The organism is Leptospira alstonii serovar Sichuan str. 79601 (genome assembly GCF_000347175.1).
GTDB classification, from domain to species: Bacteria; Spirochaetota; Leptospiria; order Leptospirales; family Leptospiraceae; genus Leptospira; species Leptospira alstonii.
The window spans coordinates 256,463-282,543 of the sequence record NZ_ANIK01000028.1 but is presented as its reverse complement, the minus strand read 5'-3'; the positions used below and the strand labels follow the sequence as shown (position 1 = coordinate 282,543).

Below are 26,081 nucleotides of genomic sequence, written 5' to 3'. Positions count from 1 at the left end.
CTCCTAAGGAAGAACCCGAGTTAGGAACCGTCTTACTGTGGATTGCTAAATTAGGCGGGCACTTGGCTCGCAATTCCGATGCTCCTCCGGGCCCCCTTACCATTTTTAAAGGCCTCATGAGAGCTATGGAAATCGGGTTTATGTTTAAATTACTCACGAAAACCTAACTTGTGGGTAAGGTTATGGTAGTGAGCGTTTCACTGAGTTCAGATAGTGATCACTTGAAATAAGTGCCTCATTCTCTATGGGTCATTCGGCAGGGAGCGAGATTGAGTTACGCCTCGCGACCCATAGATAAATCTAAATCGGCCACCGCAAACCAAAGTGTAGCGGCTTAACAAAGTCGACCGTGAAGGAAACTCAACACCTCACTCCGACCCGCGAAAAATCCTATCTGAATCAGAGCCGTATCAAAAAAATGAGTAAAATCCACATTCTAAAAAGGCAAACCTAACTCTATGTTCTACGAAATTACAATCCTTCAATTTTCAAAAATGCTCCGTAATCTAAAGCTACTTATGGAAAAAGCCGCTTCTTATGCGGAAACGAAAAAGTTCGATGTGGAGGTTCTTTTGAATTCAAGACTGGCTCCCGACCAATTCAATTTCATCAAACAAGTTCAGATTGTCTGCGACACGGCAAAGTTGGGAGTATCAAGACTTACGGGAAAAGAAGCTCCGAAACACGACGATCAGGAAAAAACTCTATCGGAATTGCAAACAAGAATTCAATCCACGTTAGACTATCTTGAAACGTTTACGGAAAAAGATTTCGTCGAAGCAAACGAAAGAAAAGTGTCGCAACCTCGTTGGGAAGGAAAATATCTCACCGGAAAAGAATTCGCGATTCAGCACATGATTCCCAATTTCTATTTTCATATCACAACGGCTTATTCGATCCTCCGTCACAACGGAGTCGATATCGGAAAAAAGAATTATCTGGGCGAAATGCCTTTCAGAAGTTAAACAAAAAACGAAGAGGCCGTTTTGAAATTCAATCTTATTCATATTCTTAGATACGAACTTCTCTGGATCGGAATATTCGTTTTTTTAACCGGAACGTGCAGTTCTCCCTCGAAAGATTTTCAAACGTCCCTTCACCCGAATCCGAACGGAATTCCGGTTCTTATCTATCACGAAATCATAACGGACTCTTCGAAAACGCCGGGAGAAACCGTAATCACTTTGGAAAAATTCGAAGAGCAGATGAAATATCTTTTTTCCAAAGGTTACAATCCGATTACGATGAAGGACCTTCTGCTATACATAAGAAATAAAAAAGTTCTACCGGACAAATCCCTGGTCCTAAACTTCGACGACGGTTGGAAAAACGTCTTAAACGCGGTCCCAATACTCGATCGTTATTCGTTTCCGGCTTCGTTTTGGATCATAGCCGGACCCACAGGGATTGGAAAAGGGGAATATCTGGAATGGTCCGATATCCAAGAGCTTGCAAAAAATCCTAGATTTGAAATCGGATCCCACACGTACAGTCATCCTTGGAACCCAAAAGATAACTTGGTGACTTGGGTTGACAATCGTGTCGACGGAAAAAGTAAAAAAGACGCACTCTTTGAACTGAAGGAATCCAAAAGGATCTTAGAATCCAAGTTAGGCGTTCTTGTAGAATATTTGGCTTGGCCCTGCGGTTGGTACAATGATCAACTTATAGATTTGGCTCAGCAGTCGGGTTATAAAGCGATACTTACAACGGAAGACGGAACTAATTTGCCGGGAGGTGATCCTCTCAGAATCAAACGAGTATTTATAGACGGGAAATGCGATCTTGAGTCCTTTATTCAACAGTTGGAAAATCCGAGATACATCGTCTGTCAAAAATCGCAAAAACCCACAAAAGGAAATTCTCCCTATTCGGATTAACTTTTTTCGTATCCGCCTAAAACAACTCTCGGCCTTTACAAGGCCTGGATTCGCCCAAACTTTTTCCACGAATTCACGTAATTTTAAGAAAAGAAGCCTGAAATATCGAACCTTTCGGTAAGATTTCCTTTCCAACGAGTTTGAGCAAGTTTCTGCTTCCTTGAAGGTCTCCAGGAAACGATCTGAATTACTTTTTCTTCTTCAAGGAATTATTATGATTTCATCGCAGAAGCATAGTTTTGTTTATTGTAAGTTTAAGTAAATTTGAATGAAAACCGATCCAGATTCCGTAACGCAGTCCACACATTTGAAAAAAAGCCGGTATTACCGAAACCAGATCTGGATCACAAGAATCTTTCTTTTTTTAACGATCGTCGCCTGCGCCTGCGCCGGTTTCGAAATGTTCGGAGTTTTGTGGGAAGAACTTCTGGATCATAAACCGTTTGCGGCCATCGGACAAATCTCATTCTTTGTAATCATCGCACTTCTGACCTACGGTAACTTCGTTTATCAATTTACACGATTGGGTTACTTCAAAAGACTTTTGAAACATATTTCTCCCGATCGGAAGGAATTGGAAAAAATCTACGAACAGGATTGTCCTCCTTTGGCAATTCTCATTCCTTCCTACAAGGAAGAATTGGATATCGTTCGCGAAACTCTTCTTTCCGCCGCTCTTCAAGATTATCCGAATCGAAGAGTAGTATTGCTCATCGACGATCCTCCGGAATCGAAAAGTTATGCGGATTTTGAAGCCCTTCAAAATATGAGAGCGTTGCCGAATTCTCTTCAAAAGGAATTCAACGAGGCGGCCCGTCCTTTTCTTCAGGCAAAGAAGGAATATCTGGAACGCAAGGTTTTCAATAAGTCGAAAGCGCTCAAAGAAACGGAACGTTTGATCGAACTTTATAAAAATGCAGCTCTCTGGTTTCGAAATCGGATGGATCTCTACGACGATTCTTCCACCCAAAAAGATCTTCCGGAACATACTCGCATTTTTATGAGAGACTCTTTTTTTAAGGAGTGGCATAAACTTCATTTAGAGAGAGTCTCCGATCTGGAAATTCTTTTAGAGCAAGGCGGAGCCGACTCCGAAAGAATCGAAAAAGAATACAACCGTCTTGCGTCCCTCTTTACCGTAAACTTTACCACCTTTGAAAGAAAGAAATACGTAAACCTTTCCCATCTCCCGAACAAAGCGATGAACTTGAACAGTTACGTCTATCTTTTGGGAAAAAGATGGGAAGAAAGAAAGGATTCTCACGGAGTTTTTTTGGAGGAATCCGAGAATCTTCATTCTTCCTTTGAAATTCCCGGAGCGGATTTTTTAATCACCTTGGACGCGGATAGTATTCTTCTTCCGGATTATATTCTGAAATTATCATACGTTATGTTTTCTCCCGGAAACGAAAGAATCGCCGTGGCTCAAACCCCTTACAGTTCCTTTCCGGGAGCGCCTAACGTGTTAGAGAGAATGGCCGGAGCGACAACCGATATTCAATATCAGATTCATCAAGGTTTCACACACTTCAACGCGACGTTTTGGGTGGGCGCGAACGCGATGTTACGATACGAAGCCCTTTTGGATATCAGGACCGTTTACGAGGAACGCGGTTTTCAAATTCATAAATACATTCAAGATAATACGGTCATCGAAGATACGGAATCCAGCATCGATCTTTTGGATGTGAACTGGAATCTTTACAACTATCCGGAAAGACTCGCTTACAGCGCAACCCCTCCCGACTTCGGTTCTCTTTTGATTCAAAGAAGAAGATGGGCCAACGGTGGACTCATCATTCTTCCGAAACTTCTTCGTCACGTATTTCAGTGGCCTTGGAGTTTTGCTAAGTTTACGGAAGCGTTCTTTCGAGTTCACTATCTCGGATCGATCGCGGCCGTGAATATCGGTCTTGTTATTCTTATGGGAAGTCCTTTGGGAGAAGGAATGGAAACGTATTGGATCGCAATTTCCTCCCTTCCCTATTTTATCTTATACGGAATGGATTTGGTAAGAATGGGATATAAATGGATCGATCTGATTCAAGTTTATTCTCTCAACTTACTTTTGATCCCCGTAAACTTAGCCGGTGTTTTTATGTCGATCAACCAGGCGATTACCGGAAAACAAATTCCATTTAGTAGAACTCCAAAAGTGATCGGTAGAACCGCAATGCCAGCGCTCTATGTCATCGCCGAATTTTCCCTTTTGGCTCAACTTCTTTTCGGATTTATCACGAACTATCTGTATCGAAACTGGGTATATTCCATCTACAATTTAGCAAACGCGATTCTTTTAGGTTACGCGATCGTTAAGTTTATAGGACTTAGATCCTGTTGGGAAGACATTCTACTTTTCATGAACAAACCTCCGGCGGAAATCACTGTCTCTCATTGGGTGGAACCGAGAGTTGCGATCGATTTGGAAGGAGCGATGATTTATACGAGTGAAAGCGCCGAGGAAGACAAAATCGCTTCCTAATTTCCTCTTGTAATTTGGTTCCTGGAAAAAACTCTCGTTCTATATGTCTGCCAATCCAGGACCGATATCCGTACAGGAAGTTTTGTACAAAACGCGGTTATTCTTTTCCGGATTTTTTCTCTGCCTAATCGTAATCCTCGGACTGATTTTTTTAAGTCCTCTTTTTTTAATCCAAGACCGCCCATTTCCTAAAAGCGACGCCCTCGTATTGGAAGCAAAAGAAACGATCCCGCAAGATATACTCAAAAACGCCGCCGACGGTTTCAAAAAAGGATACGCGGGAATTCTGATCGTTCTTTACTCCCCTGCAACCTTAAATTCCAACTTGGGTGTGACCCAAAACTTAACGACCGAAATCCAAAATTCTTTGGTCGCCTTAGGCGTGGAAGAATCAAAAATTCTAATATACAAACTTGAACCGTATCCTATGGGCGCTAAGAATTTTTCCAAATCCCTTTTAAAAATCTGCCTGGATCGACAACTTAAAAATATTATCATCCTCTCCAAAAGATTCGAATCTTCTTTCAATCAAAAACTCTACGAATCCGTATTGGGTCCGGCCGGCTTAAAAATTCACGTGGTTCCTTTGTCGGATAAGATCGGGCTCGGAAATTGGTTCTTAAGCGAAGAAGGATTTGAAATCGTTTTCTTAAATTTAGCCAGAATGTTTTATCAAATACTCCCGGGAAAATAAAATCGAAAATGTCAGACGCAAAAGAATCGAACGAACTCATTCAACAAAGAATTCAGAAAGTCGAAGAACTAAAAAAACAGGGGATCAATCCGTATCCGGTTCGTTTTTTTCCGGATTCTAAATCGAAAGACATCGTCGAAAAGTTCGAAAAAAATCCTACCGGACCTGAAACCAAATTCAAGTTAGGCGGGAGACTACATTCCAAAAGGGTAATGGGGAAAGCGAGTTTTGCCCATCTCAAAGACAACGCCGGAATCATTCAACTTTACGCGACCCGCGACGATCTTGGAGAGGCCTCTTACGCGATTTTTAAGTCCCTCGACTTGGGCGACGTCATCGGTCTCGAAGGTTATCTTTTTACCACCGGAAAGGGAGAAATCACGTTACACGTCACCTCTATCGAACTTCTCGCAAAATGTATCCGCCCCCTTCCCGTTGTAAAAGAAAAGGACGGGGTCGTCTACGACGCGTTTGCCGATGTCGAACAAAGATATAGAATGCGTTATGTGGATCTTGTAGTCAACGACCACGTGCGGGACACTTTTATAACGAGAAGTAAAATCGTTTCCGAAATCAGAAGTTTTCTGACCCAAGAAGGATTTTTGGAAGTGGAAACTCCGATGATGCAACCGATCGCGGGAGGCGCCGCGGCAAGGCCGTTCGTAACTCATCATAATACCCTAGACATGCAATTGTTCTTAAGAATCGCTCCCGAACTTTATCTCAAACGTTTGATCGTGGGTGGAATGGATCGAGTGTTCGAACTCAACAGAAATTTTAGAAACGAAGGAATATCCACAAAACACAATCCGGAATTTACGATGATGGAAGCTTATATGGCCTTCGGCGATATGAGCACGATGCTCGATCTTACGGAAAGACTCATCACTCATTTGGCAAAAAAAATCTGCGGAACTTTAAAAGTTCAGTACGGTAAGGATCTGATCGACCTTTCTCCTCCCTGGAGAAGAGCGACTTACGTGGATATCATCCGAGAATATAGCGGAATCGATTTCAGCCGAATCACTTCCTTGGAAGAAGCAAAGAAAAAAGCTTCCGAGCTAAAAGTGGACGTTTCCAAATGCCAAACGATCTGGAAAGTGGCGGACGAGGTCTTTTCCGAAAAGGCGGAACCGAATCTGATTCAGCCGATCTTCATCACGGATTATCCGAAAGAACTTTCTCCTCTTGCAAAGTCCAATCCGGACAAACCGGATTATGTGGAAAGGTTCGAACCTTACGTGGCGGGAAGGGAAATCGGAAACGCCTTTACGGAGTTAAACGATCCTTTCGACCAAAAAGAAAGATTTGAAGATCAGGTAAAACAAAGAGAAGCGGGAGACGACGAGGCCTTTATGATGGACGAGGATTATATCCGCGCGTTAGAATACGGAATGCCTCCAACGGGAGGACTTGGAATCGGAATCGATCGTTTGGTAATGCTTTTGACCAATTCTCATTCAATTCGAGATACGATTCTATTTCCATTGATGAGACCGGAATAAAACTGGATCGGATTGATTACCCTTGAAGCCTTTTCTTTTTACCGGGAATAATCGTTTCCAAATCGAATCGCTAAACTGTCCACTAAAACGTCGATTCTATTTCTAAGCACAGAATGACCCGTGTCAAAATGAGTTTCCAAATCGTATGCAGAAATCCGAAAATAGAAACGAATCCCAAAAAAACGGTGACCAACAACGTCAAAAAAGACAAATCCGTCATACAAATAAACTCGTATCTTCAAAAATCGAAAACAAGCGCTTTTCTGGCGTTTCTATATTCAAAAAAATAAATATTCTTACGACAAACAAAATAGGTTTTAGTGATCTCTATAAAATAGAATGCGATCCAATTTGAGAGCAAAAACACTGCTTCAATGCAAAATATTAGGTTTGATTGTTTGCACACCCATTTTTGCTTCGCTAAGAATCTTCGTTTTGTTGCGGCAACATTCGTCTCCGCGAGCACTCGACATCTATATTATAAAATTTGATTTTTAGAACAGACTGCGTAACACAATCTCGAATTCGATCGTGTTTTAGGATTTCTTTCTAAAGAGAGATTTAAAAAATAAGATCGTAAAAAACTGAAACATTCTGAAAAGGCGGAATAGTCTCCAAGGTTTGGAAAAAATTCTCCACAACCAAATGAGCCCTTTGAGTTTAAAAAAGTTAGGCGCCTTTCTCACCTTGCCCGAAAGAATATCCAAGGAACCGCTGACTCCTATGATCACGGAATGTCCGAAAAATGCAGTGTTGTTTTCGATCCAGATTTCCTGTTCCGGAAAATCCATCGCAAGAAAAATAAGATTCGGACTCGTTTTACGAATCGATTCCTTTACCATCAGCTCCCTTTGAGGATTCATATAACCGGCGTGTCTTCCGACGATTCTCACCCCCGGAAAATGTCTGGAGAGAGTGAAATATACTTTTTCAATGATGTCTTCCCTACCGCCGAGCATAAAGATAGAATAATTTCGGAGTTCACAGAGACGAACCAAATCCATCATTAAGGCGATCGGAGAAATTCGCTCTTTCAGAATTTTTCCAAGACGAGTCGCAGCCCACTGAAGTCCGGCCCCTTCCGCCAGAATCATAGTCGCCTTTTCCGTGATCCTATGAAGTTTTTTTCCCTTCCGAACCGACATGATCTTGATCGGATCCAAAAAAAGAATATGATGAAACTTTTCCTTTTCCTCCAAGAGTCTGTAGATCTTGGCGACCGATTCGTCCTGGGTCACGTTGTCGAACGGAACTCCAAGAATATCAGTTTTTCCTAATGTTTCCGTCTGAATGATCTGATAATCCAAGAGATAGTCTCGGTCGTCTTTGGCGGAAAGATGTATGATTTCACCAGGCTTTTTCATCCTAAAGGCATCCTATACGACATAAGTCCGAAGTCAATTGAAACTTATCAATTTCGCTCCCGTATTTTCGCGGCGGCAGTTCTAAATTCCGTTTCTAAACAAGCCATGGAAATGCTTGAAAGTAAAAATTCTCCCGCTTTCAAAATCAGATCCAAATTTCCAACTTGGATCCCCCCGATCAAAGTTACGGGCAACGAAGTTCCTCCCGCAATTTTTTCCAAAATTTTCGTCCCGGTTACGGACTTCGCGTCCTCTTTATTCTCGGTAGGAAAAATGGGTCCCAGTCCGGTATAATTCCAAAGGGAAACATCCAAGGCATTCACCTCTTCCAAAGTATGAGACGAGGTTCCGAGATAAAGATCGGACTCGAATAGAGCGGCCTCCTCTTCGGAATTGAGAACTTCGTAATCTTCCTTTCCGACATGCGCCCCGAAACAATTCCATTCGATCGCCCGTTTCCAATCATCGTTTAAAATCCAAGGCACGTCAGGATACCGGTCCTGCAGGGACTTAACGAGAAATTCCAATTCTAAAACGGAAGCCGACTTGGCGCGGATCTGAACTAAAGGAACGAGATCCGGATATTCCAGCCAAAGTTTCGGAAGACTCAAAATATCCAGATTTCTTTTATTACAAAAGTCCAAATCGAGGATCGGATAAATTCCCGGCAAAGGCCAAGAGAAAATTTTATCCCGCACCGATAGATTCCGTTCTCTCACTTCCGATCTGCCCCTAACACCGATTCACTTGACATCTAAAACGCGAGAAACTCCCGCAAAAATACGATTCGTCAAGAAACGATGACCGGTAAATAAGGTTATCCTCTCGTTTGAGAAAATTTCTTATTTCCGGAAACGAGATTTCAGTTTCAAATATTCTAATAGGAAAAAAATTCTTGTAGATTCCGACTCAAGAAGGCGAAACGGTTTTTGCGTTTACTTCCATAAAGTGATCCTAGAAAGTTGGGTTTATGAATCTTTCAAAGTCCAATCTTTTTTGATTTACGCGGAATTCCGAAATTGGCGATCATACATTTATGAGGAAATTATTTTCGGTCCTACTTTTTTCATTTTTCTTTTTCATCGTACTGTCGGATTGTAGTCCAAGAAAGGACGAAACGAAGGAAAAAGCGATTTTAAACTACATTTTATACTGCGGTCCGGGCGGAACGATCGATTCTTGTAACGCGGCTTGCGGAGCGACTTACGGAGAAACCGCGACGAACGCAAATTTACAATCCCTTACTTCCTGCACGAGCGCCTGTTCTACAAACTGCAACGTGCTCAATTTATTTCTTCAGTTCAGCAATCTCAATAAGTAAAATAACGGAACATCGAGGCCGCAAAAATTCCGGCGGTCTCGATTTTTAAAACCGTATCTCCAACCCTAACTCCGAGTATATTCTTTTCTTGTAATAAACGAGTTTCCTTTTCTCGAAATCCGCCTTCCGGACCCACGATCCAAATCGCATTTTGAAAAAATTCCGGCTTCGGTTTCGATTCTCCCTTCGGATCGAATTGATAGACGGAACAATTTCGGTTTTCTTGCGAGTTTAAAAATTCTTTTAACGAAACGGGGGGAAACACATCGGGAAGGAAAATCCTTTTCGATTGAATCGCCGCTTCTTCCACGATCTTTTTAGCTCGACTCAAATTAAAATCCTTTCGATCCGATTGTTCGAAATTCAAAAAATAAAAATGACTTAGGCCCAGTTCGGTTCCTTTTTGTAAAAGCCATTCCAAACGATTTCCTTTCGGAATTGCGGTCGCGATCGCAAAAATCGATTCCGATTTTGTGTGGGTTTCCGTCTTTTTGAGAATTCCTTGAAGTGAATTGCCTCCGACTTCGTAGATCCATTCCGATCCGACTCCGTTCAACACTCTCAGATTTTTATCTTCGGAAAAAATCCGCTGCGCCTTTAAATGGGATATTTCCTCCTTATTTAAGGAGAACGGAAATTCGGAATTCCATTCCCTCCTGAAAAGAATCGCTTCTTCCAAAATAAAAATCCTATCGGTTCAGGTTGGCGAGTTCGAAGAGGGAAGGATCGGGTTTGACTTCCTTATCTATTTCAGTATATTCCAATACACTAATGGATCCCGTGTTCAAGTCTAGAATTTCCAATCGGTTTGCGTATTCTTCCTTTGTGGTCTTCTGGTTTTGTTTTACTTTTACGGGTCCGTATTTGATGTTCATCGTTTTAAATAGCACTCCGTCCCGATCGTGAAAGTCCAATCGCGCGGGTTTCAAGGATTCCAAATTCAAAAGCAGAATCAATTTGGAATAAAAATAAGGTATGATCGGTTTGAGCGAAACCCTTTTGAAAGATTGATCTGCGGTTTTGAGATCGCTCTGAACGATCGGGTTGTAGTTGGCCTGATAGGAAGCTCCCGATAGATCGATGAAACTGAATCCCGTCCCTAAATGGGATTCGTATTTTTCCTCGTCCACTTTCCGAAAGATTTTTTTGGAAAGCGCGTTGAACGCATAGACCTGTTCCCCCTCGTCCTTGATCAAAATCTTATATTCGAGTCCCCTTCCCCTACTTTCAAACAAATAAAGCGTATCATCCTCTTTTCTGAATATGTTTACGTCCCAACTCCAGGTTTCTCCGCTGCGCCGAATGAGGATCAAATTTGCCTTGATCAAACCTTGACTGGATTTTACGAGAGCCTGATCGAGCCTGGCGACCAATTCCTGAGCAACCCTTATCGCGGATCCTTGCGGGTTTGTTTCTTTGCTCAATATTGTAAGAGCGAAAAAACCTACCGTAAACGCAAGAACCCGATCCAATTTACTCGGCCCTCATCGTTGGCGCGCTGAAAGAATAAAGGCCATGTACGGAACCTTGAGCCTGTGCGGATTCGGATCTTCTTTCAAAACGAAGTTCTCCTTCTCGAAGCGCCTTATGGATTTCGGGTATTGATTTATAACCCATGTCCTGAAAGGACAATCTGAGACCTTGTGACAAGTACGGTATAAAGTTCAGAATCGATCCCCTGTCCACGACGGACCCGCTGACACCCTGCGCCACTTTGACTTTTTGGCCCTCGTTAAAATAACGTTTGTCGCCGCCCGCTTTCATCGCTTCAATCGAAGCCATTCCTCTGTATTTCTTAAGACGAATTCCGTTCTCATAAAAATACTCTCCGGGTGCTTCCGTGGTTCCCGCAAACATAAATCCCATCATACAAGTGGAAGCGCCGATCGCTAGAGAATTTGCGATATCGCCGATATTGGAAATTCCTCCGTCCGCAATGACCGGAACGTCGTATTTTGCGGCATGTTTTGCCGTTTGAAATACCGCAGTCGCCTGAGCGCGGCCAACCGCCATCGTATCCTGTGTGATACAGATCGAACCCGGTCCCATCCCGATTCTAAGCCCATCCGCTCCGGCTTGGATTAGATTCTCCGCTTGTCCGCGGGTAACCACGTTTCCGGCGACCACGTCCAAATTTTTAAATTCCTTTTTAATGAACTGAATCATCTCGATCTGATAGTTCGAATTTCCTTGCGCCGAATCGATGATGATCACATCCACCCCCGCCTCGTAAAGCGCGGCCACCCTTTCCCTCGATTCCAAGAGTGTGGAAACCGCCGCTCCACAACGAAGCCTTTTTCCTTCGTCTTTTGAGGCATCCGGAAATTCTTTATTCTTTTTTAAGTCGGAACGACTTACAAGAGACACCAACTTCCCCTCGGAGTCCACAATCGGAAGTTTTCCGATCTTCGTTTTCTTAATGATCTCGTTCGCATCCTGCAACGTGATTCCCTCTTTACCCGTAATCACGTTCGTAGTCATCACTTTGTCTAAAGTGATTTCCCGATTCCTCTCAAAATCAATGTCTCTGTTCGTAACGATTCCGATCAGTTTGGAATTTCTTGTGCCGTCTTCGGTTACGGGAATCCCCGTAAATCCCTTGTGTTCTTTGATCCAGTCCAAATCGCGAATAACGTTCTTCGGTCCCAAGATCACCGGATCCGTGATAAATCCGTTCTCAAAACGTTTTACCTTTTCTACAAGAGCGACCTGTTCTTCGATCGAATTGTTGTAATGAATGATTCCGATTCCACCCATTAGGGCCTGTGCAATCGCCATCTGAGATTCCGTTACGGTATCCATCGGCGAACTTATGAAAGGTCTCTTTAGTTTTATATTTCGAGTCAGTCTGGTTTCAAGCTCAACTTCGGAGGGATGGAAGTCGATAAATCCAGGGAGAACGAGAAAATCTCTGTACGTTAGACCGATCTGAAGACTGAATAGCTCGTCTCCGGATAGTCCGTCTAAATATTCGGAGTTGCGGTAAGTTTGGTTTGACATTACCTAGTACATAAAAGGTAAACTGAGAACTAAGATCAAGAGAATTTCCCCTCGTTCGCTTTGAAAAACTATGGAAACGATTCAGAGAAAAAAAAGAGAGAAGGAAACGGTCTCCGACCCCACGAAAAAGTTTCATATTATTTCGAAATTTCTCGTGCAAACGGATATCATCGCGCGCGCACCGGGCCCCTTAAAACAAATCGTTAAAATCTTACAGGTTTCCAAAGACGCCACGAAAATCCTGATTCAAACACAAACGCCGAACGTGTTTCCGTTAAACAGTCAAGTCACTCTTACAAAACTTCTTGCTAAATACGTGGAATTGAGTTGTGAAGTTCTGGATGAAAAACCGAACAACCAATTGATCCTTTCCGTTTCGGAAATTTCGATCGCGAGCAAAGAAAGAAGTCTCAATCGTATCACACCTCCCGAAGGAGCCGTTTGGATCACCAATATACGCACGAGTAAAACTACGATCGACGCGAACCTTTTTAACATCCCGACTTCCGTTAAGGTAAACTTTGCCGACTACGAAACGAAATTAAAATCGAAATACGATTTTCTAAAGATAGACGTTTTTGGAACGATCGGAGATAAATTCGATCTCGTAAAAAAAACTCGTAAGATCCTTTTTATTCCGAACACTCAAAAAGAAAAAAGTTATACGGCCTATAATCAGGAAGATTTTATAGACTACGCCGCCGAGTTAGGGGACGCGGAGGACGTTCGCAAACGAATCATTGAATATGCGAATCAAAAAATCAAATCCGAACTGATCGTTCCCGTGATTTACCTGAGCCACGAAGAACAAGCGATTCCGATCGGGTTCGTTCACGCCCAAAATCGAAATAGGGAAATCGACACTTTGGAAGTGATGGAGATCAAAACTCTCACCTTTGAAATGGTGGATCGAATCCGGGAATCCAATACGATTTTAGTGAAGGAAAGATTTCCGATCGTGAATATTTCCACGGGAGGTCTGAAAGTAAAAATCAACCATCCCGACTTAAATCAAGATTTTACCAAAAGGGCCGGGTTTTCCTTTGATATTTTTTTCAAGATGCAGGCCCCTCTCACGGCTTTCGGTGTCATTCGTTCCGTAACCAAGGATGCGGAAGGTAATCTTTACGTAGGCCTTTCCATCGAAGGAAATTCTTACAGACCGGGGGAAAGAAAAAAATACATAGACAATGTAAACCGACTCCTTGCGGAAACCAATCCCATTTAACTTTTTGCAACGCGATCCATAGAGAGCGTTGTGTTTTAGTTCTTCAACGCGTTCTAAAACCAGCCGAGCGATTTTAAAGGAATTCTATTTTTCTAATATTCAAGAACTTGAACATCCACGAATAAGACGTTTTCTTTTGAAATTTTTTTGCTGTAGGTCACCAAAAGAATCCCGTAACTGATATCGTAGTATGGATTGCTGATGATCCATTCCGCTCGGATATCTTTCATCGATTTATAGAGCTGCTCCAAAAAATACGGTCTCCAGCTCCAGTTCCTTCCCGCAAAAGAATGATCCACGTCTATGGAATCGTTCTCGATTTTCATGTAGTTCGGAGAAACCTGACTTCCGATAAGGTTCGTAACGTAAATTCGGAACACAAAATCGCTGAGAAGACCCGGATTACGGATTTGAATCGAACAAAATTGCCCTTCCGCATCCACAAGAATTCCCGCAAGATCCAACTTTTGCTCCAATTCCTTCTCCAACGTAATCCGTCGCGTCAATTGACTCCTTTTGTGATTTAAGAAACATTCGTGCACGGCGGAAAACCTGCGTTTTAATTCATCCTGACCGACCATTTTCGGAAGCGCTTCCGCAAAATAGAATCCCTGCAAAAAACGAGCGCTGTAAGTGAGGGATTGAAAGAGTTCCGTATCATTTTCGATTCCTTCGAACAAAAGCGAACAACCGAGAGATTCGGAAAGCCTCGAAATCGTAAAAAGAATTTCCTGAAAATTCCGGGAAATGACCGAATGCCGGAGCATTTGCAAATCCACCTTTAAGATATCGGGATGAAAGATTCCGATTCGATCCAAATTGGAGGAACGAGTCCCCAGATCGTCGATCGCAACCAAAAAACCTTCTTCCTTATAACGAGAAATAAGAGGTCTTAAACTTTCGATACTTCCGTCGAAATGTTCTTCGACGATTTCAATCACGATCTTGGAAGGATCCAAACCCAATTCATTCACGAGCCGAATCGTATAAGGATCATCGGCCTCCTCTTCTTCGATATGATCTCTCATATACGCCGGAGAAATATTTACGAACAACTTCGCTTCCGGAAATCGATTTTGATTTTCTAAAAGATGAAGAATTGCCTTTTTACGAATATCCCGATCGATATCTCTTTTCAGATTGTAGATTTCTCTTCGCTCTTGAAGATCCTCTACTCCGGACATCGCGTTTAAAAAGAAGGGACCGAGGGAATGAATTTTTCCGGATTGATCCTTAAACCTTCCTAAGGTTTCATAACCGAAAATAGAATCCCTTTCCACGGAAAGGATCGGTTGAAAAAAGGGAACGACCTCACCGGATTGAAACCAAAGTTCCCATTCCGATTTCGTTTTTGGAAATATGCGGGAAGACTCGATCATTCGGTTACACGTTTTTCGATTGTCCCAATTCTACAAGGAAATTCCACTCATCGTAAAAAAACAACGTATCTTCCGAAAGTTACTTATGAAAAAAGGAACACAATTTTGAAACGTATTGTATATTTCGCCTTTACTCTTCTACTGATTTTATTCGGCGTTATCTCCGCATATCGGATGCGTTGGATGGCAGACGACGCGTTTATTAGCCTACGATATGCTAAGAATTTCGCGGACGGAAAAGGATTGGTCTTCAACGAAGGAGAGTTTGTGGAGGGTTATACTAACTTTCTTTGGACGGCTCTTTTGATTCCGTTTCATCTTTTCGATCGAATTGATCCCGTAGACGCAAATTACTTTTTTGGAATTCTTTCCTTTTTAGGAACGTGTATCTATCTCATTCTTTTTAGAAAAAAATTTGCAAAAACGGAATTCCCCGTTCCGTTCGCTCTTTCCTGTTTCGTTTTGCTACACCACAATCGGGTTTTTGCCACCGGCGGTTTGGAAACGTCTTTACACGGGTTTATATTCTTAACCGCATCTTATCATTTGATAGATTTCAAGGCCGCCGATTTCGATCCTGTAAAAAGAAAATTCAGCGATTGGTTCTCTACCGATCGTTCGGCAAATTTTCGGGAACACTATAAACCGTTCGCAGGAGTTTTTCTTTCCTCCTTAAGTTGTCTCAATCGACCGGACGGAATTTTATTTCACATTCTCGCAGGCATTTACCTAACTCTAAAATTTTTTCAAGAAGCGAAATCGTGCGGCGCACGTTCCACGTTTTTCAAAACTTCTTTCGGAATCCTTTGTGCGATCTATTTATCACCCGCCCTTTTCTATATTTGGAAATTGGAATATTATGGAAACTTACTTCCCAATACTTTCTACGCGAAGTCGGGGGGAAGTTCCAATCTTTTTCAAGGACTGATTTATCTCTTTTCTTTTTTAAAAATGTATTACGGAATGATCCCGATCGTCGGATGTTTTTTCTTTTTTTTCTTTCAAACGATTCGAAAACAATTCTTTGAGGCGCAACAAGAGAAGGACTTTCGTTGGATCTTATTCGTTTTGTTTCCGATTTTTTACGCGGGTTATTATACTTGGATCGGAGGGGATTTTATGTTCTCCCGGTTTTATCTTCCGATTCTGCCCGTCGTTTTTGTTTGGGTGGAACAGGAAATTCTTTCGTTACGAAAAAAATCCGTTCCCAAACGAACATGGGTCGCGGACGCGCTTCTCTATTCGATCCCGATTTTGATTTTATTACGTTGGGATATTTACAAAGGTCTTCCGTTTCCGATCGTGTCCGGAATCGCGGATGAAAATCAAATCTACAAAAGGGAATCCGTGGAAGGAATTCGAAAAAGAATTCTTCCCTGGAAAGAACATTTTGAGAAGTCCAAGGTTCGAGTCGCCTTTCAAGGATCGGAATGTATTTTGATCTATTACTTGAATCCGATATTGGCGATCGAAACGGAAGCGGGACTTACCGATCCGGTCATTGCGAGAATGGAATTTAAAAATCGAGAAAGAATCGGACACGGCAAACCAACCCAGTTACAATATCTACGAGAGAGAAACGTACATCTTCTTCTTTATTCGAGCGGACTTCCCGGTCCAAAAGAATACGATGAATTTTTAACGGGGGATTTTTCAACACCTTGGAGAATCCTAACGTATTCACCTTCCGTGATGAAGGAACTTCTAAAAATTTCCGCCTTTCGTGCCGTAGACTTCGAATCTTATTTGGACGCTTATAAATACAAATATAAAAAACTCGATCCGACGTTTCGAAAGGAGAAATTTTTAGAATTCGAATCTTACTACTTCCGAAACGGAGAGGATGAAATCAGACGGGAATGGTATCGAAAAAATTTGTAATTTTTTTCAAAACGCGGGCGTCCTTCCCCCATGGAGAATCTTGATTGCTAAAATCGGGGAGAGAAGATAGCCTGCATTTATTGTCGTTTAAAAACCCAAACAAAAAATAAATGAGTCAGTTTCTCAATTTAAAAACCGTTCCTCTTCTAATCCTTGTTTTTTCTCTTACTCTGCTGTTCTTTTTTGATCCTTCCAACCCGTCCCTTTCCAGAGATTCGGCGGTATTCAGTTTTTTTGTTTGGGTCGTTTATTTAGGAATATCGTTTCGGAAAAAGAAATCGAGAGTCCATCCGCTTTTTCAATTGGCCTGCCTATTGTTAATCGGACTTTCCACGATCAACGGAATCAATAGCGCTCCCGTCGTCTACTTTCCTCAAAAGTTGAATTTAAAACTTCTCTACGTCGCGGCTTTGTGTTTTACGATCTATCTTTTCTTTAAGAACGTCCATCCGATCTTCTTATTCGTTCACACCGTTGCCTTTGCGTGTTCTCCTCCTCTTTTTTCAAGTATCAAATCGGTCCCGCTTTTACTCTTTGTGAGCGCCTCTTTTCTTTATTTGATTCCTAAAAGAATTCGATTCCGTAAACTGCACGCGGTCCTTTCCGTTTTCATTTTTGTGTTACTGATTTCATCTTTACTTTCTTTTAAATCCCAGGCTGCTCTCCTGCAACTTTGTCTTTTATTTTCCGGGATTCTGATTTTCTTTTTGATTTCCTCTTATCCCAGTCGGTTTATCAAAAGAGGACTTCTTTTGATTCTTTCCTTAAATCTTCTTTTGAATACGGCAAACTTATTCTCTGCGGTTCATATGATCTGGCCCTTTAACTTTTTGCTGCCTCCGCTTTTTCTTACCTATGCCGGTCTTCCCGTATCGGCGATCGCGGTGATATCCGCATTTTCCGCGTTAGTCGCCTTTTATACTGCGTATCAATATCGCGGATATTCTTGGTTTTTAGTTCCCGGCGGTCTCATTGCGTTATACCTTGCGTTCTTCAATCACTCTCGCGCCAGTTTATTGGCTTTTACCCTCGCCGTGTTATGTATTTTCCTATTTCGTCAGATTAAAAAAAGAATTTTCTTTCGAGTTTTGCTTCCCGTCTCTTTCCTAGTTCTTTTGTTCTCGATTGGAAGCGTATTTCTTTTACCGAAAGATACCGCACCTCGATATTTCAACCCGGAAACTCTCCTCATTCGATTTTCTCTTTGGAATTTCCACTTTCAATCCGTGCTTCAAAACTCTCCGATTTTCGGGATCGGCTTGGATGCGGATTCTCTTTTGGCTCATCTCCCCGGAACGCATTCAGGAAGAATCGGCTACGATGATTTCTACAGATTTTTACATTCTTTCCGATCCTATCCTCAAGCTCATAATCTATATGTGGAGGCTTTTACAAGTTTCGGAATTTTAGGTTCCTTACTTTTTCTTTGGATTGCCGTATATCTTTCTCTTCTCACCTATCGGATGTTAGTTTCCAAGAGTAGGGAAATTTCCAATTTAGGGATTTTCGTCTCCGGCGTCCTTGTGTTCGTGGCCGTACACGAGTTCTTCGATTACAATTTAGGAGAACAACATTTTTTCATTCCGGCCACACTCGCCATGTCTTTGATCCGAATTCGATCCAATGTTCAAGTCGGAACGTTCAGTCAAAACGTTTCGTTTAAGACCGCTTACGCGATCGTACTGATTCTTTTAGGATTTCTTTCCTTTCAGTTGATCTGGGAGCAAAGACTCAGAAATCTCATCTTAGCTTCCGCTCAGGACGAAATTGAACTTGACAATTTTCTAATATATAAAGAGAAAAAAAATTCCGGAAACCGCAAAAAAATTTCACCGCCCTTCGAAGAGATCGTAAAAAATCAGTTTTGGATCCGTTCCGAGGAAAACATAGTCCTGGCGTCCCTAATCCTTCGTAAAAGTCCAGACTATCCGGATTTGGTCGAATCTCTTCTGGATCGATGCGTCCAAAAAAACCCCTATTCATCCGTTTGTTGGAAAGAAAAAGCGGATGTGCTTAAAAAAACGAATCCGAATGACTTGGAAGAAGGTAAAAAAACGGATCCGTTTCATATCATATTTACGGAATAAAACTCAATGTTAAATCGATTGTCTCATCCTTATTTCCGCTATTTTATCTACGTACTCGTAGTCTTATTTCTCGCTTTCAATCGTTCCAAGTTGGACGATAAAATCCCTTTCGTTTCGAGCGACTCGGAGATAAAATATTATCAAACTTTAATATTTGCGGAAAAAGGATTTACGGCAATCACGGAATCGGAATGTGCCTATCCCGGAAAGGTTTACGATCCCGAATTCAGTTATTTTCCATTCGACTATCCTTGGGCCTTTCTCAAAAAAACCGGAAATTCCAAGTGTATCTTTCAATATCCTCCCTTATTGGCGCTTTTAAACGGACTTCCGGCTTATTTATTCGGAACGAAAATCATTACTCTGCTTCCCCTTCTCTGCTTACTCGGATGTCTTTTGATTTTTGACAAAATTCTTTCCTTATTCATCGCTAACGTTTGGATCGTCTTAATCGCCACCTTAATTCCTTTCACATTTAGCTTTCCGGTTCTTTCCTCGGTTGAATTTTCGGAGGTTCCTCTCAACAATTTTCTCTTGCTGTCTTTCGGATACTTTTTGACCCGTTCGCTTTTTGCGGACAAGATCACGGCTCAAGACAAAAGTATACATTCAAATTTTAGAATATTTTCTTTTATTTCCGGGCTTTTGGCTGTGGCAGCGTTCTTTTTAAGAACCGAATCCGCGTTCCCGGTATTCCTATTCGGTTTTCTTTCCTTCTTTTCCGAAGGTTCAAGAAACAAACTCAAAGAATATTTGATCTTTTCGACGTTAGGTGCGATTGTTTCTTTGGGATTTATAGGCGCTTTGAATTCCTTTTATTCCGGCCATCCAATGGGGATTCGTTTTCTTGTCAGTTCTCAGGATGCGATGAGTCAGTTTTCTATCGGAAAACAGATCTCAATCCTTCAAGGATATCTTTTAGGCGACGCGACCAAATCCGGATTCTTAAAGGCTTCGCCTTACGCCGTTTTAATTCTTGGAATTATTTCCAACCTCGTCCGCAGGAAAAAACTTTCCGGTGAATCTATCTTCGGGCTTGTGGGAATCGGAACCGTCTTTTCCATTTCCTTTTTAAGTCCTTATACCGCGGGAGTTCACCATTTCGGACTTCGTTATTTGGAATCCGGCTTTATCTTTTTGTCCTTGGGAATTTTTATTTTCCTCCACCGAAGGTACGTCGAGTTTCCGAACGCCGGAAGAATTTTAGTTTTGTTGGCTTTTTTAAGCTTATATTACAATTATAAATTCACGAGAGAAGGTTTTAAGATTTTATTCGGAGCCGTTGCGCCTTATACACAAATTCAAAACGAGTTTCAGACTCGAAAAATCATCGTTCACAAAGGACAGTTTACGAATTATTTAATCGGTTTTTCTTATATGAACTCCGTTCATTTTGCCGTAAACAAAACAAAGGACGCGCTTCAATTGGAAGAGACTTTAAAAAAAAATCGAGTGGAATCGTATTCCATCTTGGAATACGAGCTGGAGCCTCCGCGCGACCCAAACCTTCCGGAAAAACAATTTAAAGAAAAAATCGCGGTTCGTTTTCCGGATCCAAACGTTTACTATCAATTGAAAGACCAGATGAAAATTTTGGACTTCACTTTAAGAACCTATCAACTGAAAAAGAATTAAATTCTTTGAATATTATAGAATCATTCTTCTCGTTCGACCTTTTATTAGGCGCGTGGATTTTTCGTTGTGTAGAAAATCCGAAGAAAAAAAGTCGTCCGATTTAGAAAAGTTTTAGGACATAGTTTTAATAAAATAGAAAACGTCTTCTTAATAGATCGCGATATTTTTCAACTCCGTTGAAAGCCCAACGCTTTTGCTTCGCGGCTTTTGGCTAACTCGCTTCCTATCATAACGTTACCCACAAGTACTTGGATCTCAAGATAAATCTGTCGGAATTCCGACAATCCTCCGCCGTGAAAAGATCAGCCCCACCCTGATTTTGGGTGGTGGGGCGGGAGGGTGGGAAGGCTCGGGAGGCTTTTCTCTATCAGAAAATCATACTTTTTGCAAGTAAAAAGCTCCATTCTTGTCGGAACACTTGAAAAATGTGCGTTTTTGATCCTTCTTATTCCAAAAACCTTCTTAACTTGTGGGGTTAGTTATCGCTCGCTATGGGACGCGATATTTTTCAACTCCGTTGAAAGCCAACGTGAAACTCAGTCCTCGCTCCCTACGGGTCGCTCAGTAATGCTCCGCTGCCTTATGGCTAACTCGCTTCCTAAGGGGCGCTCGTTATGTTCTTTTCAGCAAATGTGCGGTGATCGTTTGTCCGATTAAATTCAAAATCTGAACGCTCAAAAAACTAATCATCAAAATTTCCTTTTCCAAATCGAGAACTTGGAAAGAGTTTCTCCACCAACGAAACACGATAAACGCGAAAAGCAAAATCACAAACAGAATCATTCTTGCCGAATACCAAAAAAGAAGATCTTCGGATAAAAGATTCAATTTAGAATACAGGCTCAATTCAGGAATCTTACGCGCAGCGAGAAACAAACCGATCGACCAAACCGTTTGTCCGAGCGTCGCTACCAGGAGGGAAACGGTAAGAGAATGAATCCCGAAGATATGAAAAGGACCAAACGCAATGATCCCCGTAAAATAACCGAGAATCGTAATCGCCCAGCCGATCCAAAAAAGCGTAAAACCGGTATAATAAAAAAGCTGCTGGGAATGAATGAGAATTTGCAAAAGATGTCTCATTCCGTCCCTCCAAGTTCTTAAATGAGGAATCCTTCCCGCCACGTCCGGACGCAGACTGATCGGAACGTGAGAAAGTTTGACTCCGCTTCGAAGCGCCTTCACGAGCATTTCGGAAGCGAATTCCATTCCGGTACTTTCGATCTCCCATTCGAGATATTTCTTCTTCAAAAAACAACGAAATCCGGAGTTTGCGTCTTTGACACGGTTTCCTTTTTTTGAATATAATACATTGATAATCCAGTTGATCACAGGTGTTCCCAAATAACGATGTAGAAAAGGCATCGCTCCCTGATGTATCGTCCCGTCCAATCGGGAACCGATCACGAACTCCGCGCCCTTTTCCATCTCCGCAAGAAGCGCGGGGGATTCCAAGAAATCGTACGTATCGTCCGCGTCCGCAAATAATACGATTTCCCCGCTTGCGTTGACAATCCCGTAATTCAACGCGGCTCCGTATCCTCTTTCTTTGCAATGGACGACCTTTGCGCCGAACTTCTTTGCGATCGATACGGATTTATCTTCGCTTCCGTTATCGGATACGAGAATTTCCACGTTATATTGTTTTAATTCTTTCTTGAGTCGAACGAGTTTTTCCAAAACGAGCGGAAGGGTTTTCTCCTCGTTCAAACAGGGAATTACGTAGGTGATGTTTTTTTTCTTCATAGTTTAAAATTCCGAATATTACTTTTTACGGATCGTGATCACTCTCATTCCGTAAAATAACTGATCCTTTCGATCGAATATTTTTTTCGTAAACAACGAATCCACTTCCTTTGAATTCAATTTCTCCCAGGAAGTTTCCAAAATCACGAGATACTTTCTCGCGGGATCATGAATAAAAAGATCCGCCTCTTCTTTGGCGTAAATCTTGGGCGTCACCCCCGTAATCTTTGCCGTCTTTAAAAAGTATTCCATATTATAGATATGAGAAGAACAAAGAAGCGTAAATTCTTGCGGACGATCCTGAATCGTAGAGATGATATACTGAGAACTTTCTCTCCACTGCTCCTTATACGGCTTATAATAATAACGCGTAAAATAATAAAGCGACACGAGAGATATTAGAATCAGAATCGATTCTAGCCTTTTCCCCTTGTAAATCGGAAACAAGGAGAAACCCGTCGCGATCAAAAAATACAAAACGGGCGCCGTAACCAAAAGGTTTCTCGCGGTGATCAAAGGTTGAATCGAAGAAAGAATTCCGAGAACGACTGAGAATACGAGAAGAATGATTCCAAACAAAACGACCGACTTCTTATGAGAAGGCTCTAAAACGACGGATTCCGTCTGACTCTTTTGAAAATAAAGCGAAGCAAATCCCACGAGCAAGGCCAGTGAGGTTACGATTCCGGGAATGAACTTCTTTAGAATTCCGGAATGAAAGATCAAATCGAAAAATACGATAAACGCTGTGATTCCCGCTTCCGGAATCCAAGAGGCGATTCCTATCTTATCCGAATTGAATAACAGATAAAGCGCCGGAAGAAATAGAATTCCGAATACGATGCCGAAAAGGAATTCCATTTTGGGAATTTTTTTCGTATAGATCCATTCTCCGATAAAAATCCCGAGAAAAACGGATGCGGACCAGATAAATCCGAAAAAATGAGTATAAGATGCTAATAAAGAAATTCCTAATAAACTCAAGTACAAACGGAGCTTCTTCTTTTTTCCGTTTTCATAAACGAGTTTTAAAACGACCGCAAGCTGAATCGTACAAAACAAAACCAAAAGACTATAAGATCTGAGTTCCTGGGAATAATAGATAAGCCCCGTGGATAAACTTAAAAGAGTCGAGACGGAGACCTTGATTCTCCCGCTTAAGTCTCGAGGCGAGAAGAAGTAAAACGCGAAAGGAACCAGTAATCCCGCGATCGCGCTGAGTAACCTTCCGGCAAAAACGGTCGGTTGTTGAAACAGTTGGAACCAAAAATACAAAAGGGTCTGATACAGCGGAGGATGCGGATCGTTTTTCATCCAATCCCAAAGATTGTGCAAGGAAGTTTCCGAGGAAGCTCGAATCGAAAAGAGTTCGTCTTCCCAAGGACTTTGCAGATCCAAACGAAAAAGTCGAAAGAACGCGCCTAACGCAAATAAAAACAGGAAAACTTTCAGATCCTTATTTCTTTTGATTTCCGTTAATAACGAGTTCGGCCGACTCATAAATCACCAGATTCCCATGATTCTTCTGTAGAGATCGGTTTCCAAAATTCCATTCGGATCGTATTTCTTTTTCAAAGTATGAAACGTCTCCAAATTCTTCTTAGGAAAGGCGCGTTGTACGATTTCCGGTCTGAGAGTGCTGTCCTTTGCGAAGTAAAACTTCCCGCCGAACTTAAGCACTGTCTCGTCCAACTCTCCCGCAAGCTCCCAAAGTCTTTTTTTGTTTCCGGAAGTCACCGGAAAATCCATCGCCATCGAATAACCGTCTAACGCGTGCGTAAGTAGAAACGGATCTGGTTTATGTTTTTTGAATACTGCCAGCCAGGTTACGATTCCCCGTTTCTGACAGATTTTTAGGATTTCGGAGAAAGCGTCCACCGCATTCTCTTTGGGAATAAAACTTTGGTACTGAATCATGGAACCGGGTTTATACATAAACTTCCAATTCGGAACGTAATCCAGTAAAAACGCGTATTCGGCGTGTCCTTGAAAATACGGTTTGTCGTTCGTCAAATAGCCGGAAATGAATTTCGCAAAGTTGACGAATCTCATTCCTAAGTTATTGGAAAACGGAAGCATAAACAACCACATCCAAGCCTTCGGAACGATTCCGAGAAACGTGCTCGGTAAATTCTGTTTTTCTAATTTACAATTTTCGGGAAAGTCGGGGTCTTCTCCTTTTTTCAAATGAACGGCTTTGTGAATCTGCCCTCTTCCGAGCGAACTTCCGGAAGCGAACGCGTCCACCCAACCCACGAGATAATCCGAATTTTTATATTCCTTTTCGAAGTAATCGAACATATCCTGAAGATTTTTGCTGACCACGGGCCACACCTTCATCTTTCCGGCGTAGATACGTTTCAATTGGATCGTTACGGTCAAAAAAACTCCGAGCATTCCAAAACCCGAAATGGCCGCAAAAAAAAGTTCCTGATTTTTTTTTCGGGAACAAACGAGAACCTTTTCGTCCGGAGTCATAAACGTAAATTCAAGAACGTGATCTCCGATCGGACCCACGGCAAAGTTATTCTTTCCGTGAATGTTCATCGAAAGCGCGCCGCCGAGAGTCGGAAACATCGTTCCGCTTACGACTGGAGGCCAATAACCTTTTTCGATTCCGAATTCCCAGAGTTGTTTGATCGTAACTCCCGACTCCGCTTTGATGATCCCCGTTTTGGAATCGAATTCCAAAATTCGATTGTATTTGGAAATATCGATCACCGCACCTTTTGTATTGGTGGCCGCGTCTCCGTAGCTGCAACCTCCGCCTCGAAAAGTCAGCTTTAGTCCTCTTCCGTTCGCGTAAGAAAAGATATTTCTAAAGTCCTCTTCCTTTTCCGGAAATAGTACCGGAGAAAGAGAATAATGATTCATTCCCCACGCTTCTACCTTGCTTGGCTCGGGCAATTGAAGCTCAATCCGAGTTTTTTTTGTCGCCTTCGAAGTTTTTGAGGAAGCCTTCTTTTTCGGAGAAGTCTTGGATGCCCTAACCATATTGTTTACCTTTTATCGATTCGGATTCTTTCAAATAGAAAGACGTTTGAATAGGAAAGACGGAATCGAACGGATAATCAAACCCACAAGTCCCCAGCGCGCGGGAACATAGATACATTCCTTACCGGAATCCGCCGCCTTGACGATGATCGTCGCCGCTTCTTTTGCGGAGATGAGCCAGAAAACTCCTTTCATTCCTTGGGTCATCGCAGTATCGATAAAGCCAGGTTTTACAGTGAGAACTTGAACGCCTAACACGCCCAGACGATTTCGAAGCGCTTCGAGATAGGTGTTCATTCCCGCCTTGGAAGTATTGTAAACCGGATTGCCTCTTCTTCCTCGATCTCCCGCAATCGAAGAAATTCCGATGATCTTTCCGCCTTTTTGTTTTTGAAACAAACTCGCGGCGGGATTGAGCCAGGCCACACAACCCAAAAGATTGGTGTTCAGCATGGCGATATCTTTTTCAACGTCGAACTCGTCCGGTTCGATGTTGTACATAATTCCGGAAGCGTAATAAATCTCGTCGAGACCTTTCATGGATTTGACCGCTTTTTGAAATACGGAATCGGCCTGATCGAAGTTTGTGACGTCGTGTTTGATGATGAATGCTTTTGTTTTGTCGAACGGAGCCGCGATCGCCTTCAATTCCTTATCGCGACGAGCGACGAGAGCGACCGTATGTCCCTGCTCCAAAAGAAGAGTCGCTAATTCCTTTCCTATTCCGCTAGATGCACCGACGACGATGATTTTTTTTGCCATATTGATCCGTTCTACGGGAAGAAACGGAACTGACAAGTATGATTTAAAGAGAGAATTCTTCAAGAGTTTGTTTCAATTCCGCTTTGAAATAAATAGAAAAGAGTCCGGGGCCGTTTTCGTTTA

At 42.1% G+C, this 26,081-nt stretch carries 21 protein-coding genes and 1 pseudogene; 12 read left to right on the top strand and 10 right to left on the bottom strand.

Going from position 1 to position 26,081, the window contains the following annotated elements:
* The 7 genes and pseudogenes from LEP1GSC194_RS07065 to LEP1GSC194_RS22565 all read left to right on the top strand — a co-directional run.
* A pseudogene (locus LEP1GSC194_RS07065) lies at positions 1-167 on the top strand (IS4 family transposase); the annotation flags it as partial.
* 291 nt (positions 168-458) lie between these two features.
* Positions 459-965, top strand: coding sequence for a DUF1993 domain-containing protein (locus tag LEP1GSC194_RS07060; protein ID WP_020772869.1), 507 nt, complete (start codon positions 459-461; stop codon positions 963-965).
* Positions 966-986: 21 nt separating this feature from the next.
* The gene (locus LEP1GSC194_RS07055; RefSeq protein WP_020772812.1) at positions 987-1,880 is read left to right on the top strand and encodes a polysaccharide deacetylase family protein; all 894 of its coding nucleotides are present in this window, start codon (positions 987-989) and stop codon (positions 1,878-1,880) included.
* A 268-nt stretch (positions 1,881-2,148) separates the two neighbouring features.
* Positions 2,149-4,362 carry a glycosyltransferase family 2 protein gene (locus LEP1GSC194_RS07050; RefSeq protein ID WP_020772945.1) on the top strand — a complete coding sequence of 738 codons (2,214 nt, stop codon included), beginning with the start codon at positions 2,149-2,151 and terminating at the stop codon, positions 4,360-4,362.
* Between the two features lie 43 nt (positions 4,363-4,405).
* A complete protein-coding gene (locus LEP1GSC194_RS07045) occupies positions 4,406-5,056 on the top strand; it encodes a hypothetical protein (protein ID WP_036041616.1) in 651 nt (216 codons plus the stop codon).
* A gap of 8 nt (positions 5,057-5,064) precedes the next feature.
* Positions 5,065-6,561 carry a lysine--tRNA ligase gene (gene lysS / locus LEP1GSC194_RS07040; protein WP_020772794.1) on the top strand — a complete coding sequence of 499 codons (1,497 nt, stop codon included), beginning with the start codon at positions 5,065-5,067 and terminating at the stop codon, positions 6,559-6,561.
* A gap of 145 nt (positions 6,562-6,706) precedes the next feature.
* A complete protein-coding gene (locus LEP1GSC194_RS22565) occupies positions 6,707-6,916 on the top strand; it encodes a hypothetical protein (protein WP_162265800.1) in 210 nt (69 codons plus the stop codon).
* A gap of 181 nt (positions 6,917-7,097) precedes the next feature.
* Here the strand turns inward: LEP1GSC194_RS22565 and LEP1GSC194_RS07035 are convergent, their stop codons facing one another.
* Positions 7,098-7,925: a WecB/TagA/CpsF family glycosyltransferase gene (locus LEP1GSC194_RS07035; RefSeq protein WP_020772866.1), complete on the bottom strand. Its 828-nt coding sequence runs from the start codon at positions 7,923-7,925 to the stop codon at positions 7,098-7,100.
* 47 nt (positions 7,926-7,972) lie between these two features.
* A complete protein-coding gene (locus LEP1GSC194_RS07030) occupies positions 7,973-8,623 on the bottom strand; it encodes a thiamine phosphate synthase (RefSeq protein WP_020772928.1) in 651 nt (216 codons plus the stop codon).
* Between the two features lie 338 nt (positions 8,624-8,961).
* Between LEP1GSC194_RS07030 and LEP1GSC194_RS07025 the strand changes: the two genes are divergently transcribed.
* Positions 8,962-9,246, top strand: a complete 285-nt coding sequence (locus LEP1GSC194_RS07025; protein ID WP_017809789.1) for a hypothetical protein — start codon at positions 8,962-8,964, stop codon at positions 9,244-9,246.
* Here the strand turns inward: LEP1GSC194_RS07025 and LEP1GSC194_RS07020 are convergent.
* From LEP1GSC194_RS07020 to guaB, 3 genes are read right to left on the bottom strand one after another with little or no spacing between them, the layout of a single operon-like run.
* The gene (locus LEP1GSC194_RS07020) at positions 9,236-9,925 is read right to left on the bottom strand and encodes a 16S rRNA (uracil(1498)-N(3))-methyltransferase (RefSeq protein ID WP_020772876.1); all 690 of its coding nucleotides are present in this window, start codon (positions 9,923-9,925) and stop codon (positions 9,236-9,238) included. The genes LEP1GSC194_RS07025 and LEP1GSC194_RS07020 overlap by 11 nt on opposite strands.
* Positions 9,926-9,935: 10 nt before the next feature.
* The gene (locus LEP1GSC194_RS07015; RefSeq protein WP_020772798.1) at positions 9,936-10,718 is read right to left on the bottom strand and encodes an outer membrane lipoprotein-sorting protein; all 783 of its coding nucleotides are present in this window, start codon (positions 10,716-10,718) and stop codon (positions 9,936-9,938) included.
* A gap of 1 nt (position 10,719) precedes the next feature.
* The gene (gene guaB / locus LEP1GSC194_RS07010) at positions 10,720-12,246 is read right to left on the bottom strand and encodes an IMP dehydrogenase (RefSeq protein ID WP_020772894.1); all 1,527 of its coding nucleotides are present in this window, start codon (positions 12,244-12,246) and stop codon (positions 10,720-10,722) included.
* A gap of 70 nt (positions 12,247-12,316) precedes the next feature.
* On the opposite strand from guaB, the gene LEP1GSC194_RS07005 reads away from it, so the two are divergent.
* Positions 12,317-13,474, top strand: coding sequence for a DUF1577 domain-containing protein (locus tag LEP1GSC194_RS07005; RefSeq protein WP_020772816.1), 1,158 nt, complete (start codon positions 12,317-12,319; stop codon positions 13,472-13,474).
* A gap of 92 nt (positions 13,475-13,566) precedes the next feature.
* On the opposite strand, the gene LEP1GSC194_RS07000 is transcribed toward LEP1GSC194_RS07005, so the two are convergent.
* On the bottom strand, positions 13,567-14,853 hold the full coding sequence (locus LEP1GSC194_RS07000) for an EAL domain-containing protein (RefSeq protein ID WP_020772923.1): 1,287 nt from the start codon (positions 14,851-14,853) through the stop codon (positions 13,567-13,569).
* A 105-nt stretch (positions 14,854-14,958) separates the two neighbouring features.
* Between LEP1GSC194_RS07000 and LEP1GSC194_RS06995 the strand changes: the two genes are divergently transcribed.
* The 3 genes from LEP1GSC194_RS06995 to LEP1GSC194_RS06985 all read left to right on the top strand — a co-directional run bounded on the left by LEP1GSC194_RS06995 (position 14,959) and on the right by LEP1GSC194_RS06985 (position 20,456).
* Entirely contained in the window at positions 14,959-16,734 is a 1,776-nt protein-coding gene (locus tag LEP1GSC194_RS06995) for a hypothetical protein (RefSeq protein WP_020772890.1), read from the top strand.
* 110 nt (positions 16,735-16,844) lie between these two features.
* Complete coding sequence (locus tag LEP1GSC194_RS06990; protein WP_020772759.1) at positions 16,845-18,821, top strand: O-antigen ligase family protein; 1,977 nt, start codon at positions 16,845-16,847, stop codon at positions 18,819-18,821.
* A gap of 6 nt (positions 18,822-18,827) precedes the next feature.
* On the top strand, positions 18,828-20,456 hold the full coding sequence (locus LEP1GSC194_RS06985; RefSeq protein WP_020772850.1) for an LA_3751/LA_3752 family putative glycosyltransferase: 1,629 nt from the start codon (positions 18,828-18,830) through the stop codon (positions 20,454-20,456).
* Positions 20,457-21,068: 612 nt separating this feature from the next.
* On the opposite strand, the gene LEP1GSC194_RS06980 is transcribed toward LEP1GSC194_RS06985, so the two are convergent.
* The 4 genes from LEP1GSC194_RS06980 to LEP1GSC194_RS06965 are packed head-to-tail and all read right to left on the bottom strand — an operon-like array spanning position 21,069 to position 25,958.
* Positions 21,069-22,202 carry a glycosyltransferase family 2 protein gene (locus LEP1GSC194_RS06980; protein ID WP_020772911.1) on the bottom strand — a complete coding sequence of 378 codons (1,134 nt, stop codon included), beginning with the start codon at positions 22,200-22,202 and terminating at the stop codon, positions 21,069-21,071.
* An 18-nt stretch (positions 22,203-22,220) separates the two neighbouring features.
* The gene (locus LEP1GSC194_RS06975) at positions 22,221-23,702 is read right to left on the bottom strand and encodes a glycosyltransferase family 39 protein (protein ID WP_020772859.1); all 1,482 of its coding nucleotides are present in this window, start codon (positions 23,700-23,702) and stop codon (positions 22,221-22,223) included.
* A gap of 3 nt (positions 23,703-23,705) precedes the next feature.
* On the bottom strand, positions 23,706-25,196 hold the full coding sequence (locus LEP1GSC194_RS06970) for an FAD-binding oxidoreductase (RefSeq protein ID WP_020772898.1): 1,491 nt from the start codon (positions 25,194-25,196) through the stop codon (positions 23,706-23,708).
* Between the two features lie 30 nt (positions 25,197-25,226).
* Positions 25,227-25,958 (bottom strand): SDR family NAD(P)-dependent oxidoreductase, encoded by a 732-nt coding sequence (locus LEP1GSC194_RS06965; protein WP_020772752.1) that lies wholly within the window; start codon positions 25,956-25,958, stop codon positions 25,227-25,229.
* Positions 25,959-26,081: the final 123 nt, after the last annotated feature.